The organism is Klebsiella sp. C283, assembly GCF_048822555.1.
GTDB lineage: Bacteria > Pseudomonadota > Gammaproteobacteria > Enterobacterales > Enterobacteriaceae > Klebsiella > Klebsiella quasipneumoniae.
The window spans coordinates 76,609-90,529 of the sequence record NZ_JBMEZS010000005.1 but is presented as its reverse complement, the minus strand read 5'-3'; the positions used below and the strand labels follow the sequence as shown (position 1 = coordinate 90,529).

Annotated in this window: 13 protein-coding genes; 3 read left to right on the top strand and 10 right to left on the bottom strand. The window is 61.6% G+C overall.

Features of this window, described 5'->3' with window-relative positions; all coding sequences use genetic code 11:
• Nucleotides 1-17: 17 nt before the first annotated feature.
• Together ACOI7Z_RS11055 and ACOI7Z_RS11050 are read left to right on the top strand one after the other, a co-directional pair.
• Nucleotides 18-2,573, top strand: a complete 2,556-nt coding sequence (locus tag ACOI7Z_RS11055; protein WP_049013863.1) for a fimbria/pilus outer membrane usher protein — start codon at nucleotides 18-20, stop codon at nucleotides 2,571-2,573.
• Between the two features lie 7 nt (nucleotides 2,574-2,580).
• Nucleotides 2,581-3,675, top strand: a complete 1,095-nt coding sequence (locus ACOI7Z_RS11050) for a fimbrial protein (RefSeq protein WP_087849597.1) — start codon at nucleotides 2,581-2,583, stop codon at nucleotides 3,673-3,675.
• On the opposite strand, the gene ACOI7Z_RS11045 is transcribed toward ACOI7Z_RS11050, so the two are convergent.
• Together ACOI7Z_RS11045 and ACOI7Z_RS11040 are read right to left on the bottom strand one after the other, a co-directional pair.
• Nucleotides 3,672-4,361, bottom strand: coding sequence for a molecular chaperone (locus tag ACOI7Z_RS11045; protein WP_087849596.1), 690 nt, complete (start codon nucleotides 4,359-4,361; stop codon nucleotides 3,672-3,674). The two genes, ACOI7Z_RS11050 and ACOI7Z_RS11045, sit on opposite strands and share 4 nt — an antisense overlap.
• A gap of 36 nt (nucleotides 4,362-4,397) precedes the next feature.
• The gene (locus tag ACOI7Z_RS11040) at nucleotides 4,398-4,949 is read right to left on the bottom strand and encodes a fimbrial protein (RefSeq protein ID WP_087849595.1); all 552 of its coding nucleotides are present in this window, start codon (nucleotides 4,947-4,949) and stop codon (nucleotides 4,398-4,400) included.
• Nucleotides 4,950-5,441: 492 nt separating this feature from the next.
• Here ACOI7Z_RS11040 and ACOI7Z_RS11035 point away from each other — a divergent pair, with 492 nt between their 5' ends.
• A complete protein-coding gene (locus ACOI7Z_RS11035; protein ID WP_369821817.1) occupies nucleotides 5,442-6,266 on the top strand; it encodes a transporter substrate-binding domain-containing protein in 825 nt (274 codons plus the stop codon).
• A 54-nt stretch (nucleotides 6,267-6,320) separates the two neighbouring features.
• Here the strand turns inward: ACOI7Z_RS11035 and ACOI7Z_RS11030 are convergent, their stop codons facing one another.
• From ACOI7Z_RS11030 to ACOI7Z_RS10995, 8 genes are all read right to left on the bottom strand, one after another.
• A complete protein-coding gene (locus ACOI7Z_RS11030) occupies nucleotides 6,321-6,941 on the bottom strand; it encodes a hypothetical protein (RefSeq protein WP_023290731.1) in 621 nt (206 codons plus the stop codon).
• 156 nt (nucleotides 6,942-7,097) lie between these two features.
• Complete coding sequence (locus tag ACOI7Z_RS11025; protein WP_048335058.1) at nucleotides 7,098-7,892, bottom strand: SDR family NAD(P)-dependent oxidoreductase; 795 nt, start codon at nucleotides 7,890-7,892, stop codon at nucleotides 7,098-7,100.
• A 60-nt stretch (nucleotides 7,893-7,952) separates the two neighbouring features.
• Complete coding sequence (locus ACOI7Z_RS11020) at nucleotides 7,953-8,885, bottom strand: 2-hydroxyacid dehydrogenase (protein WP_087849594.1); 933 nt, start codon at nucleotides 8,883-8,885, stop codon at nucleotides 7,953-7,955.
• A 5-nt stretch (nucleotides 8,886-8,890) separates the two neighbouring features.
• Nucleotides 8,891-9,619, bottom strand: a complete 729-nt coding sequence (locus ACOI7Z_RS11015) for a class II aldolase/adducin family protein (protein ID WP_032453783.1) — start codon at nucleotides 9,617-9,619, stop codon at nucleotides 8,891-8,893.
• Nucleotides 9,620-11,140: an amino acid ABC transporter permease/ATP-binding protein gene (locus ACOI7Z_RS11010; RefSeq protein WP_087849593.1), complete on the bottom strand. Its 1,521-nt coding sequence runs from the start codon at nucleotides 11,138-11,140 to the stop codon at nucleotides 9,620-9,622. It lies immediately after the preceding gene.
• Nucleotides 11,141-11,170: 30 nt separating this feature from the next.
• Nucleotides 11,171-11,974, bottom strand: a complete 804-nt coding sequence (locus tag ACOI7Z_RS11005) for an ABC transporter substrate-binding protein (protein WP_023290726.1) — start codon at nucleotides 11,972-11,974, stop codon at nucleotides 11,171-11,173.
• Between the two features lie 19 nt (nucleotides 11,975-11,993).
• Entirely contained in the window at nucleotides 11,994-13,061 is a 1,068-nt protein-coding gene (locus ACOI7Z_RS11000) for an isopenicillin N synthase family dioxygenase (RefSeq protein WP_023290725.1), read from the bottom strand.
• Nucleotides 13,058-13,921, bottom strand: a complete 864-nt coding sequence (locus ACOI7Z_RS10995; protein WP_087849592.1) for a sugar phosphate isomerase/epimerase family protein — start codon at nucleotides 13,919-13,921, stop codon at nucleotides 13,058-13,060. The genes ACOI7Z_RS11000 and ACOI7Z_RS10995 overlap by 4 nt, the downstream gene beginning before the upstream one ends.

Here is a 13,921-nt window from a genome sequence, read left to right as displayed (position 1 = left end):
TACCGGACGGCGCCAGCATGAAAAGAATAACAACAGCCAGGGTGCGGGAGTATGCCGCGTTGCCCGTCACCGCCGGACGGGCGCTGGCGCTGGCGACGCTGCCGACGATGATGTGCTGTCTCAGCCCGCTGAGCCGGGCGCTGGCCGACGACTATTTTGATCCGGCGGCGCTGGAGTTTGCCGACCCGCAGCAGCAAACCTCCGATCTGCACTACTTCGCCAAACCCGGCGGGCAGCAGCCGGGGACTTATCCTGTCACCGTGGTGGTTAACGACCAGGAGCTGGGCCAGGCCAATATCACCTTTGTTGACGATGGCGGGCAGCTGCAGCCTGTGCTGACGCCCGGGCAGCTGGCGGATTATGGGGTCAACGTCAGCGCGTTTCCGGCTTTTCAAACGCTGCATGAAGGTGAGACCTTCACCCGGATCGAGAAGTTTATTCCCGACGCCAGCAGCCGCTTCACCTTCGCTAACCAGCGCCTGACGCTGAGCATTCCCCAGGCGGCGATGAACGTGCAAAGCCGCGGCTATGTCGATCCCTCGCGCTGGGACGATGGCGTGCCGGCCGCGTTTGTCGATTACTATTTTTCCGGCGCGCAAATAAAGAATGCCGATGAAGGGGAGAGCAGCCGCTCAAACTATCTCAATTTACGCAGCGGCGTGAACCTGGGCGCCTGGCGGCTGCGCAATATCTCCTCAATGCAGTACGACCAGCAGCGCCGGCACTGGGATTCACAGAGCACCTGGCTGCAGCGCGACGTCCGCTCGCTGAAGAGTCTGCTGCGGATCGGCGATACTTACACCACCGGCGATGTGTTTGACAGCATCCCGTTTCGCGGCGTCCAGCTGATGTCTGACGATGAGATGCTCCCGGACAGCCAGCGCGGCTTTGCCCCTACCATCCGCGGCGTGGCGCACAGCAATGCCAAAGTGACCGTCTCCCAGCACGGGTATGTGATCTACGAAACCTTCGTGTCGCCGGGGGCGTTCGCCATCAGCGATCTTTATCCCACCTCGCAGAGCGGCGATCTGGAGGTGAAGGTGACCGAGAGCAATGGTTCGGTGCGCACCTTTACCCAGCCCTATTCCGCCGTGCCGTATATGCTGCGCGAAGGGCGCGGCAAATTCAGCCTCAGCGCCGGTCGCTACCACTCCGGGGCGGATTCGGTGCGCTCGCCGGAATTCCTGCAGGGCACCCTGTTCTATGGTCTGTCGGCGGGATTTACCCTCTACGGCGGCACGCAGCTGGCCCAGGACTATCAGTCGTGGGCGCTGGGCCTGGGCCGCGGCTTTGGCGAGTTCGGTTCGCTGGGGGGCGACGTCACCCAGGCCGTCACCCGTACGCCGTCGGGCAAGCGCTATGCGGGCCATTCGCTGCGCGCTCAGTATCAGAAAGATTTCGTCAGCTCGGGCACCACGTTCAGCCTCGCCAGCTATCGCTACTCCTCCAGCGGCTATTACGATTTTGCCGAAGCCAGCGCCCTCGAAAGCGCGCAGGGGCAGGTGGACAACCGGCGCCGCCGGGAGGAAGTGTCGGTGTCACAACGCCTCGGCGGTCTGGGCAGTCTGGCGGTTTCCGCCTGGTCGCAGGAATACTGGCACCGGCAGAGTCGGGATGAGACGGTGCATCTCGGGTTCTACAGCGCCTGGAAAGGGATCTCCTGGGGCGTGGGCTATTACTACACTCGCGCCAGCGGCCAGCAAAAAAATGACCGCTCCTGGTCATTCAATATCAATATTCCGCTGGGCGGTCCGCTGTCCGACAGCGCGGTGAGCTACAACACCACCTCGGACAGCAATGGCTATACCTCGCAGCAGGTGTCGCTGTATGGCGCGGTGCCGACGCGGCCGAATCTGTTCTACTCGGTTCAGCAGGGCTACGGCAACCAGGGGCGGGGCACCAACAGCAGCGTCGCCCTGGACTACCACGGCGGCTTCGGCAACGCGCAGCTCGGCTATCGCCATGACGCCGCCAGTAATCAGCTGACCTGGGGAGGCGCCGGCTCGGTGGTCGCGCATCCGCACGGCGTGACCTTCGGTCAGACGGTGGGCGAGAGCTTCGCCATCGTCCGCGCGCCGGGGGCTGCCGGCGTGGCGGTGCAAAACGGCAACAATGTGCACACCGACTGGCGCGGTTATGCCGTGGTGCCGTCTCTGACCACCTACCGGAAAAATGTCATTACCCTCGACACGGAGTCGATGGCGGATGATACCGACGTCGACCAGCAGGGTCAGACGGTGATCCCCGGCGGCGGCGCGGTGGTGATGGCCAACTACCGGACCCGCATAGGCAACCGGGTGCTATTTACCCTGCGCAACGCGCAGGGGCCGTTACCCTTTGGCGCCAGCGCACGGTTGGTCGGGACGGAGGAGAGCGGCAATGCGCCGGGCGGCATGGTAGCCGACGGCGGTCAGGTGTACCTCAGCGGCGTGCCGCAGGAGGGAACCCTGGCGGTGAGCTGGGTCGTCAATAACCAGTCGCAGAGTTGCACGATGCATTTTCATCTTGCGGATAACCCACAGCAGAGTCTGAATACGGTGAAAACCGTCTCCGGGCTGTGCCAGTCACGCTGAGGCGGCTATGAAATCTGTTTTTCGTCTACTTCCTTTTCTCTTTTTGCTGGCGCTGAGCGGCTATCTTCCCGGCGCGCGGGCTGAAAACTGCCGCGCGAATATCGGCCAGACCACCGTCAATATTCCCAATATCAAGTATTTGCCCACGCTGCCGGTCAATACCCAGATGACCAGCGCGATGGCGGATAACGGCAGCGGGATCCCCTTTTCCTGCGACCTGCAGCTGCCGACGGCGAGTGCCAAACGCATTGTCTACAAACAACTGAAAACCGGCGGCTCGCCTGTGGTGATTAACGGACAGCACGTCTACCCCAGCGCCATCGACGGCATCGGCTACGCGCTTAGCTTCCAGTGCGCCGGCGGCCCGATGCGCGCTATCGACGGCAGCCACTCCGCTGGCGGCGAGTCGGTGGTGGTCTGCGACAGCACGATGCTCCCGGCGCTCATGACGCAGCAGCAGACGACGGTCAGGATCGCGGTAACCTTCTATAAGACCGGTACGGTACAGCTGGCTGACGGGACGCATACCAACTCGCCGCCGCTGCCGCAGGTGGGGGAGGTGACCATTGAACAGCAGGCCAACGGGAACACCGGCTTTGTCGCCAGCGCGCCGGTCAGCATTGATATCGCCGCCCTGAACGTGGACATTGGCAGCAGCGGCAGCTGCCAGGTGGCGACCTCAACGATCCAGGTCAGTCTGGGCACGGTAAATCGGGCGGAGTTTCACGGTAAAGGGAGCACCGGCGGCCAGGCGAAGCGCTTTTCGATCCCGGTGTTCTGTCCGACGCCGACCGATGTGCGCATCGGCTTTTTCGGCGTCAGCGTGGAGAGTGATACCCTGGCGCTAAGCAAGGCCAGCAACAGCGCCAGCGGCGTCGGCGTGAAGCTGACCTACGGCAATAACCCCGGCGCGGCCGTGTCCGATGGCGCCAGCGTTAAAATCAATGAGGCCAGCAACTTGCCGATCCTGAAAAGGGTAACCGGCAGTAACGCCGGCACGGCTGAGGCCATTAATTTTAACGCCCAGTATGTGCAAACTGACGCCACGGTGACGGCGGGCACAGCCGACAGCATGGTGACCTTCGCCCTCGAGTATAACTAGCGTGGGGCCGGAGCATAGGCCGCCAGAAGGGGGATCGCCACCACCGCGCCGTCATCGTCGATATAGTTCAGCTTGTACAGGCGAGCGCTGTCGGTCGTTGACACGGTATAGCTGCTGTACGGCCGGAGCATCACGTTTCTCATTGGCGAAATGTGGCCTTTATTATCGATCAGCGCCCCGTTGACCAGGGTGATATGCAGTGGGCCTGAGTTAGTCAAGCGCAGGTTATTGCCGCTCTGCTGCCACTGCAGCTTTTGCACCTCTCTGGCGAGGGTGGTGGCGATGGCAGGAGGACGATAAAACAGCTTCAGGCGGGTGCGGACGATAAACTGCAGCGTATGGTTAGCGTCTGACGGCGGCGGATTCTCCTGAATATTGACCCAGTACAGGCTTTCCTGATCGGCGGGGAGCCCGCCGCCGTGATAGATAAAGCGCAGCTGGGCGCTTTGCTGGGGGGATAAATAGACCAGCGGCGGGGTCGCCACCATCGGCAGGTCGACGCGCGACCTGTTGAGCCCGGCGTCCAGCCAGATCTGCACTTTATAAGGTGTGCGGCTGCGGTTATGAATGTTCAGGGTGGCGGCTTTGTCTTTTCCTGAGTAGACCACCCGCGTGGCATCGATGGAGATCCCGGCGCAGGCCTGAAAGGTCATGACGCTAAACAGAACAGCCAGCTGTATTTTCATCTTCGCTCCCTTTGCGTCTCATCCCTGACCGGGAAGCTATTCTTGCATAATGGTGAACCGGGCCGTTGCGTTGCCGTCGCCGGGGAGGACGTGGGCTTTATCCCAGGTATAATAGAAGGCTTTCAGCCTGAAGGTGCCGGAGCCGCCGTCCACCGGGATCTCGATGCGGGGATCGTGCTGCGGATCGAGGTGTGCATCAAGGCCGAGCGGCGTCCCCGTACGGTCGGTGAGCAGAATACCCACGCTGCCGGCCGGCTTACCGCTATCGTTGAGGGCCAGCACATGATTTTCAGGCGTGGCGGTGGGAGAGGGGCCATCCACCACAATGTAGTAGGTGCCTTTCTCGCAATCTTTGACGCGAATATCGACGCCGACCGCTGGCCCGGTACCCGACTGGCTATTTTTCAGTCTCGACAGCGGAATATTGCCCATGCTGATGTCGATGGCTCCGTTATTGCCCGCCCCTTCGAGTTTGCAGGCGCCGTTCACGACCCTGCCGATGAAATTTAGCGTACCGTCTGCCGCGTAAACCGGGCCGACGGCCAGTCCGACGAAGAGCATTGCCAGACCCAGGGTGGTTATTTTCATGTTCATTCCTCCTGTCGTGCCGGTAAACCTGGCGCCAGGGTCATTATTTTACGGGTCAGATACGGCACAAAATGATTTTAATCGGGCATGTTTTTTATTAATTCATTTATTTGGCAAATATATTGTCGCCTGGAATTAATATATGCTTGTTATTTATTACCTGCGTTTTCCGGGATAGTACTGTGGAGGAATGCTGGAGTAAATAAGACGGTAGTTATCGGTGTCTGAACGCGAAATATCGTGCATTTAAATAAATTATTCATTAATTCAATTAGTTACTTCTCTCTTGCTGCTGTTTTTTGTGCTTAATTCGGCACGATGTCAGTCTGGAAAATACGATCGCTGGCGTAAAGCTACGCCCGGCGGATGAGAAATCATTCACCGGGCGATAGCCCTGTTTCGTTGTCAGATTTGCGATCGGCAACCCGATCGTCGGGTTGTATGTCCCGATGTTTAAAAATAGGATGAATTCCCTGTTACGCGCTGCGGATGATGTTGACTGAGAAGCGGCCGGCCACCCCGGCGCGAAAACCCGATAACAATAAGGATGGCGAGATGAAACTGACGGTGGGGCTGGCGCTGACGCTGGCGATAATGACCTGCGGCGCCCAGGCGCGCGATATGCAAACCATTGAGCGCAGCGGTGAACTGAAGGTCGGCGTGCCGGGCGACTACGCCCCGCTGGCGTTTCGCAATACCGCCGGCGAGCTGCAGGGCTATGACGTGGACATGGCCCGCGATCTCGGGCGCACGCTGGGGCTGAAGGTGAGCTTCGTCTACACCAGCTGGCCGGCGCTCGCCGCCGATCTGCAGGCGGACAAGTTTGATATTGCGATGGGCGGCGTGACGCAGACCCCGGCGCGGGCGAAGGACTTCGCCCTCAGCCACCCGGTGGTGGCGAACGGTAAAATCGCCTTAGCCAACTGTCAGGCCGCCCCCCGGCTTGGATCGCTGGCGAAGATAGACCGTCCGGAGGTGAAGGTGGTCGTCAACCCTGGCGGCACCAACCAGAGCTTTGTCGATGAGCATATTAAGCAGGCGCAGATCATTCGCGTGAAGAACAACGTCGATAACTTGGAGGCGCTGCGGCAGAAAACGGCCGATATGATGGTGACCGATCTGATCGAAGGCGACTATTACCAGAGCAAAGAGCCCGGCGTGTTCTGCGTCGCCAACGAGACGCCGTTCGCCGGCACCGCCAGCGACAAGGTGTATATGATGAGTAAAGATAATCCGGCGCTGCTGGAGAAAGTGAACCAGTGGCTGGATAGCCAGGATAAAGAGGTTCTCAAACGGAAGTGGAAAATTCGCGGTTAAGCGCTGAGGCACCCACCGCCGACGGGCGCGTCCGGCGGTGGTTGTCAGCCGCGGTCAGCGCTGCGGCGACAGCGTCTGTCGCGCCAGGTCGCGGAAGTAGCAGGCGTAGCCGAGGGTGGCGGTCAGGCACAGCATATAGCCAAACGACTCGCTGCCTTCCTCCACCGTATTTTTCACCACCCGTGCGTAGTTCTCATCCAGCACGGCGTACCACAGGCCGTGCATACCGAACAGCCGCGAGAAGACCAGAATCGCCAGCAGGCCGCTGATCATCATCCCGTAATACGGGGTGCGGGTATAATCCGCCAGCTGCGACAGGGTCTGGCGCAAATGGCGCAGCGGCATCAGCAGGGACCCTGCGGTAGCCAGCAGGGCAAACCACACCCAGCTGCCATGGGAGAGTAAATCAAACAGGCCATCCAGTTCGCGGATCAGCATGGCGAGGAAGAAGCCGCCGATGAGGATATTGCTATAGCGCAGGTGGGCATATTTGCGCGCCAGCAGAAGATGAACCAGCACGATGACGGCCAGCACGCTCTCCTGAACCACTTCGGTGAGCGACACCTCCGGGATGTCGTTGCCAAATACCCGAATATCCACCCACAGGCAGAGTACCGCGATGGCGGCCGCGACCGCCGCGCCGAGAAAGAAAAGCAAGCTTCGTAACAGAGACATTAACACCACAACTTATTTTTAAAACAAATATCATAAGTTTTGGGAATACATGTTCCTGTTCACTTTGTGCGACTTTGCGGCTGTTTTTTAACGTTTTGCGCTTTTTAGCGCCGGGAAAGACGACAGGGGAGGGGGACTCCCCTGAATGAGAGGACGTCAGAGAATATCATCCACCACGCCGCCGTCAACGCGCAGCGCGGCGCCGGAGGTGGCCGACGCCTGCGGCGAGCAGACGTAAACCACCATATTGGCGACCTCTTCCACCGAGGCCGCCCGCTGGATCACCGAACTCGGACGATGGGTCATGACAAACGCTTTCGCCAGTTCCTCCAGCGACTGGCCGGTTTTCGCCACTTCGTCTTTCAGCATTTCGGCAAAGCCGTCGGAAATCGTCGGCCCCGGCAGCACGCTGTTAACGGTCACTCCGCTGCCGGCGACATATTTCGCCAGGCCGCGGGCCAGCGACAGCTGGGCGGTCTTGGTGACGCCATAGTGGATCATGTCCGCCGGGATATTGCGCGCCGATTCCGAGGAGATAAACACCACCCGCCCCCAGCCTTTACTGACCATCGCCGGCAGCAGCCCTCGCGACAGGCGCACGCCGGACATGACGTTGGTCTGCCAGTAGTTTTCCCAGGTCGCGTCATCGGTGGCGTAAAAATCCTGCGGGCCGTAGATCCCGGCGTTATTGACCAGAATATCGACGCCGGTCACGGCCTGCAGCAGCTGTGCCGCGCCGTCGGCGCCGCTGAGGTCGGCGACGGCGGGGCGCGCTTTCGCCCCCGGCACCTCATTTTGCAAGCGGGCGATCGCGGCGTTCACACTCTGCTCGCTGCGCCCGTTAAGGATAATCTCTGCGCCGCTCTCCGCCAGGCCTTTGGCGATAGCAAAGCCAATACCCGCCGTGGAGGCGGTGACCAGCGCGACTTTCCCCGATAAATCAATCTTCATGTTCCTGCCTTCTGGTTGTGGATCTCCCATTAAGCGTAGCAGCGGCGGTATCGGTGGGGATCAGTAACCGGCGTACTTATTGACCAGGTTTTTGAGCGGCAGCCCGCGACGCTGGCGCTGAATGTTCTCCAGCAGCTGGCGGGCGATCACCTCGGCGGGGGCCGCAGAGGCCATATGCGGGGTGATCACCACCTGCGGATGGCGCCACAGCGGATCGTCCGCCGGCAATGGCTCCTGCGGGAAGACGTCGAGCACCGCTCCGGCGAGCTGGCCGCTCTCCAGCGCCGCCAGCACATCCTCATTGACCATATGCTCTCCACGCCCGCAGTTGATTAACACCGCCCCGGCGGGAAGCCGGCTGAAGAGCGGCGCGGCGAGAATACCCCGGGTCTGCGCGGTGAGCGGCAGGAGGTTAATCAGCCCGTCAAGCGACCCGAGGAAGCTGTCGAGCGCCTCCTCGCCGCGGTAGCAGGTGACGCCAGCCAGCTGCTTCTCACTGCGCGACCAGCCGGAGACCCGATAGCCAAGGCGGGCCAGCTGGTCGGCGATATAGCCGCCAATTTCGCCGAGGCCCATAATGCCGATATGGAAGTCGGCGGCGGCGCGCTGGGGATAGAGCTTCCAGGTTTGGGTCCGCTGGTGGGCCAGCGCCCGGTCAAAATAACGCTGGAACCACAGCACGCCCCACAGGGCATATTCGAACATGCCGTGACGAAAGTCCTCATCGATCACCCGGCACAGCGGGATATCGCTGGCGAACAGCGCGGGCGGCAGATGATCGACCCCGGCGGACGCGGCCTGGATCAGCTTCAGCCCCGGCGAGCGGGTCAACAGCTGCGGGCTAGGGAACCAGCAGCTGGCGTACTGCGCGTCGCGCGCCGCCTGGTGATGGGGCAGGAGCGCGGTGACGTCGGGAAACTGCTGCAGGGCGGCGCAGATATCGCGGGCGAAATCCGCGTCGTTACAATCCACCACGATAGTGATATCGGACATAGGCGTTAGTCTTTGTAAGAAGTATCGAGACGGTCAAGACGGCGCAACCACGCCTGCCAGACCTGTTGACGTTCATGCTCCACGCCCATCAGCTGCTCGCAGGCGTGCTGGCTGAGGTGCGGGGCGATGGTGTGGATCGGGCTGAGGGCCGCCAGCTGGGCGGCGGCCATCTGGATCTCGCAGGCACGATTGAGGTAGAACATGATGTAAAAGGCGTCAGCCACGGTACGGCCCACCGACAGCAGGCCGTGGCTCTGCAGGATCATGGCGATATTATTCCCCAGCGAGCGCTGAATGCGCGCCCGTTCGTCGAGGTCAAAGGCCACCCCTTCATAGGGGTGGTAGCCGACGCGCTGGTAAAACTCAGTGCTGATCTGGTTGAGCTGCAGCAGGCCGTCCTCGCAGGCGGCCACCGCCATCCCCGGCAGGGTGTGGGTGTGGATCACGCAGTGGGCGTCTTCCCGGGCCATATGCACCGCGCTGTGGATGGTGAAGCCCGCCGAGTTAGCCGGCGCCTCGCCCTCTACGACCTTGCCCTGCATATCCACCACGATCAGATTGCTGGCGGTGACCTCATCAAACATCATGCCGAAGGGATTAATTAAAAAGCGCGGCTCGCCGTCGCCGGGCAGGCGCACGGAGAAGTGGGTGTAGAGGGTATCCTCCCAGCCGAACAGCGCCGCCAGACGGTAGGCGGCGGCCAGCTGCTGGCGCAGGTGTTGCTCAGTTGCCATTTAGTGCACTCCCATAAATTCACGGATTCGTTGCAGAGAAGGGGCCTCCAGCGGGCTGCGGATCACCTGCGGGGCGATGTCGGCCTGCACCACGCCGTTCTCCATCAGCACCACGCGGTCGGAAATCGACAGGGCGAAGTCCATCTCGTGGGTGACAATCAGCATGGTCATACCTTCGCGGGCCAGCGACTGAATAACCTTCAGCACCTCGCCCACCAGCTCGGGATCCAGCGCCGAGGTCGGTTCGTCAAACAGCATGATGTCCGGCTTCAGCGCCAGCGCCCGGGCGATCGCCACGCGCTGCTGCTGGCCGCCGGAGAGCTGTCCGGGGTACTTGTGGGCATGGGCCAGCAGACCGACGCGGTCGAGCAGCGCCAGGGCCTGCTCGCGGGCGACCGGCTGATCCAGTAGCTGGTGGTAGCGCGGGGCCAGCATCACGTTGTCGAGCACCGTGCGGTGGGGGAACAGGTTGAAGCTCTGGAAGACCATGCCGATGCGCCGCACCCCGGCGCGCATCTGGCGCTTATCGACGATGGCTCCGCCTTTCAGATAGTCCTCGCCGTAGAGAATGATCTCCCCGCCATCAATGCTTTCGAGGGCGTTGATGGTGCGGATCAGGGTTGTTTTGCCGGAGCCGGACGGGCCGATGATGCTGATCACCTCCCCGTTATCTACCTGCAGGTCGATGCCTTTCAGCACCTCATGCTGGCCCCAGGATTTGCGGATGCCCCGCAGATCCAGCGCCGGCGGCGCGCCGTTGACGGCCGGGGTGTTGATCGCTTCCGTCAGCGCCGGCAGGCTCTGGCGCTGCGCCTGGCATTCCGCCTCGCTGAGCGTTTGCGGACGCTTGCGCTGAATATCGAGGCTATTCTCCAGCGCCCGGAACAGCCAGGTGAAGACGGTAACCACCATGACGTAGTACACCGCCACCGCCAGCAGCGTCTCCATCACGAGGAAATTTTGCGCATACAAGCGCTGGCCGGTGAGCAGCAGCTCGGGTAAGGAGACCACCGATAAAATCGAGCTCAGCTTAATGATGGTGATGTATTCATTGATCAGCGTCGGCAACGAGATGCGAAACGCCTGAGGAATAACAATCAGCCGCTGGATGCCGATAAAGCTGAAGCTCAGCGCATGGCCCGCCTCGCTTTGCCCTTTGGCCACCGACAACAGCCCGCCGCGGTGGATCTCCGCCATATAGGCCGCTTCGGTGACGGTCATCGACACCAGCCCGGCGATAAACGGCACCCCGAGCAGCGGCTGGGTCAGCGGAAACAGCTGCGGCAGGTTGTAGACAAACACCAGCAGCACCATCAGCGGCACGCTGCGGAAAAACCAGATATAGAGTTCGACGGGGATCTTGATCCAGCGCGGCGCCGAGAGCTTCGCGCAGGCTAGCAGAAAACCGACCACCAGGCCGATCCCCCAGGACAAGGTGCTGATCACGATAACCGTCACGCACGCCTGCCAGAATGCCCCAATGCTAAATAATGAAAAAAAGTATCCCCAATCGAACGCCATACTGACTCCTGTTGCGCAGTGCTTATTGTCTTAATCGATGCTTTCTAAGTTGTATTTTTTGATCAGCGCGGCATATTTGCCGTTGGCTTTGAGCGTGGCGAGGGTGGCCTTGATCGCCTCCGCCAGCTCGGTGTTGCCTTTGGCGACATAGATCCCCAGCGGCAGCGGGTAGACGAGGCGCGTCGAGCTTATCCCCAGGCGACCGCGGCTCTTATCGACGATAATCTGCGCCGCCGGGGCTATCTCAAGCTGGGCGTCGATGTTCTTCGACAGCAGCGCCTGGGAGGCTTCCGGCGCCGTCGGGAACTCCTGAATAGTGATGGCCGGTTTGCCGTTTTTCAGGCACCACTCATCGGAGTGTTTTTTCAGGCTGGTCACCCAGGTGGTGCCTGCCTGCAGGCCGACCTTCACGCCGCACAGCTCATCTTCGGTTTTCGGCTGCGCCGCGCCGCCCTTCAGGGCAATGATCGACGCGCCGGAGAGGGCGTAAGGGATGGCGTCGGCCTGCTTCTGGCGCTCCGGCGTCACGTACATCCCGGAGATCACCGCATCATATTTCTTGCCGATGCCGAGGATCAGACTGGTGAACTTGGTGTCGATCAGCTGCGGTTTGGCCTGCAGATGCTCGGCAATCAGCGTCGCGAACTCCGGGTCGAGACCGACGATATTGTTATTGCTGTCATAGGACTCAAACGGCGGGTAGGTGACCTCCATCCCCACCTTAAAGACGCCCTCGGTCAGCAGTTCCGCCGCCTGGGTGACAGAGGAGAAACAGGCGCTGACGGCGAGGGTAAGCGCGACGCGGCGCGAGATTTTTTTCAGGGTGCTAGTCATCATGGATCCTCACGGGTGGTTAGGGTTTTTTTTGCTGTGCCTGTTTTTTCAGATGGCCAAAGGTATGGGTGCCGCGCGCGCGCGCCGGCAGCTGGAGCTCGCCGCGATTGACCTTCTCGCGCAGATAGCGATAGGTTTGCAGCGCCTGGCTCCACATATGCTCGCCGATGCTCAGCTCCTGATATTCGCTGGCTTCGCCGGCGGCGAGAAAGGTCGGCAGCGGGCGGATCAGCGTGTGGTAATCGCAGGCGAAAAACAGCGGGAAGGAGTACCGCTCCTGCGGCACTTTGCGCACCCGGTGGGCTGTAGCAACAAATGTGCCAGCGCTGAGCACTTCCAGCATGTCGCCGATATTGATCACGAACGCCTCTTCTCCGGCGGCGTTCGTGACGGGAGGCGCGTCGATCCACACGCTTTCTTCATTGAGGACTTCAAGCCCGGGCTGGTCGGCGAGCAGCAGGGTGAAGCACTCATAGTCGGTGTGTGCACCAATTCCGGGAACATCTTCGACGCTGGCGTCGAACGGGTAATGGATGAGCCGCAGCTTGGCCGGCGGGCAGGTCACCATCGGTTTGAAATACCCTTCCGGCAGACCGAGCGCGAGGGCGAAAGCGTCGAACAGGCGGTGGCCGAGGGCGAAGACCGCGTCGTAGTAGGCCAGCACACGCGCGCGGAAATCCGGCAGGTCGGGCCACTCGTTGGCGCCGATCAGCGGCGTACCGGCGAGCACCAGCGGATGGTCGTCTGCCGCCTGGAAGCCAATATCGAAGGCCTCTTTATGGTCCGGCTTGCCGGCGCCGTAGATCTCTTCTCCTTCCGGGACGTAGCCCTTATGGCTTTTGGAGCGGCCGATGTAATAGTTCATCTTCTCCGCCATCGGCAGGGCGAAGATCTGCTTCGCCGCCTCGCGGACGCCGGCGATCAGCGCCGGGTCGATGCCGTGGCCGGTGATGTAGAAAAAGCCCACCTCGCGCGCCGCGCGGCCGATGGCGTCGGCCACCGCCTGGCGCCTGGCGAGATCGTCGCCGGCCAGATCGCGGATATCGATGGTCGGGAGTTCAGTAAAAGCGTGCTTCACGGCGGTCATGGCTGCGGTTCCTGTTCAGTGAGCGTTAAAAACTGCTGAAAGTGGGCCTGCTGGCGCGCGGCCATCCAGGCGTTGAGCGACCATAGGTCGGCCACCGGAACGTTGGTGAACGGCAGATGGTGCAGATAGCCGTCGGCGCCAAACTCCGGCGTCAGGGTGGTCTGCGGGTAGCCGCGCCGGCGCTGCGAATGCCAGATTTGCTCCCAGAAGCGCTCGGCAAAGGACAGCGCCGGCTGATACTCCGGCGCCGCCGGGTGCGGCACCTGCGGCCCCTGGTCGTAGCCCACCCGGGCCTGCACGTGATGCACGCGGTCGATAAAGGCGCTGAAGTCATCGCAGGGGTCATCCAGCAGGCGCTCGCTGACCACCACCCAGTGGCTGATGTCGGCGGTAAAGCGCAGCTGGGGGAGCTGCTGAATGATCTCCAGGGTGAGCCACGGGCTGTACAGCGAGGTGGCGCGATGGGTTTCAAAGCTGCAGGTCAACCCAAACCCGGCGGCCAGCTCGTGCGCCTTGCCGAGAAAATCGACCTGCTGCGCCAGCGGCCAGCGATCGTTGCCCGCCAGCAGATTGACAAAGCGCGGGTTGAGGCCGCTGGCCTCGGCGAAGCGGATCCGCAGGCGTGCCAGATGCTGCTCCGGCGTTTCATGCTGAGCGGGGAGCACCCCGCCGCCGCTGAAGAGAATGGCGACATACTCCAGCCCCGACGCCTGCAGGCGGTCGGCGAGCTGCCGCCGCTCCTCCGCCGTTAACGGGACGCGGGCTTCGATACCGCAGCAGCCGACGCGCTGCAGTTCATCCAGCGTTTGCGGCCAGGGGGTCGTCACTCCCCAGAGGGTGCGAAAGCATTTCAGCTCCAT

Excerpts from the sequence above, each read along its gene's own strand:
- ACOI7Z_RS11055 (WP_049013863.1), top strand. The coding sequence starts at position 18 with ATGAAAAGAATAACAACAGCCAGGGTGCGGGAGTATGCCGCGTTGCCC.
- ACOI7Z_RS11050 (WP_087849597.1), top strand. The coding sequence starts at position 2,581 with ATGAAATCTGTTTTTCGTCTACTTCCTTTTCTCTTTTTGCTGGCGCTG.
- ACOI7Z_RS11045 (WP_087849596.1), bottom strand. The coding sequence starts at position 4,361 with ATGAAAATACAGCTGGCTGTTCTGTTTAGCGTCATGACCTTTCAGGCC.
- ACOI7Z_RS11040 (WP_087849595.1), bottom strand. The coding sequence starts at position 4,949 with ATGAAAATAACCACCCTGGGTCTGGCAATGCTCTTCGTCGGACTGGCC.
- ACOI7Z_RS11035 (WP_369821817.1), top strand. The coding sequence starts at position 5,442 with ATGTTGACTGAGAAGCGGCCGGCCACCCCGGCGCGAAAACCCGATAAC.
- ACOI7Z_RS11030 (WP_023290731.1), bottom strand. The coding sequence starts at position 6,941 with ATGTCTCTGTTACGAAGCTTGCTTTTCTTTCTCGGCGCGGCGGTCGCG.
- ACOI7Z_RS11025 (WP_048335058.1), bottom strand. The coding sequence starts at position 7,892 with ATGAAGATTGATTTATCGGGGAAAGTCGCGCTGGTCACCGCCTCCACG.
- ACOI7Z_RS11020 (WP_087849594.1), bottom strand. The coding sequence starts at position 8,885 with ATGTCCGATATCACTATCGTGGTGGATTGTAACGACGCGGATTTCGCC.
- ACOI7Z_RS11015 (WP_032453783.1), bottom strand. The coding sequence starts at position 9,619 with ATGGCAACTGAGCAACACCTGCGCCAGCAGCTGGCCGCCGCCTACCGT.
- ACOI7Z_RS11010 (WP_087849593.1), bottom strand. The coding sequence starts at position 11,140 with ATGGCGTTCGATTGGGGATACTTTTTTTCATTATTTAGCATTGGGGCA.
- ACOI7Z_RS11005 (WP_023290726.1), bottom strand. The coding sequence starts at position 11,974 with ATGACTAGCACCCTGAAAAAAATCTCGCGCCGCGTCGCGCTTACCCTC.
- ACOI7Z_RS11000 (WP_023290725.1), bottom strand. The coding sequence starts at position 13,061 with ATGACCGCCGTGAAGCACGCTTTTACTGAACTCCCGACCATCGATATC.
- ACOI7Z_RS10995 (WP_087849592.1), bottom strand. The coding sequence starts at position 13,921 with ATGGAGCTGAAATGCTTTCGCACCCTCTGGGGAGTGACGACCCCCTGG.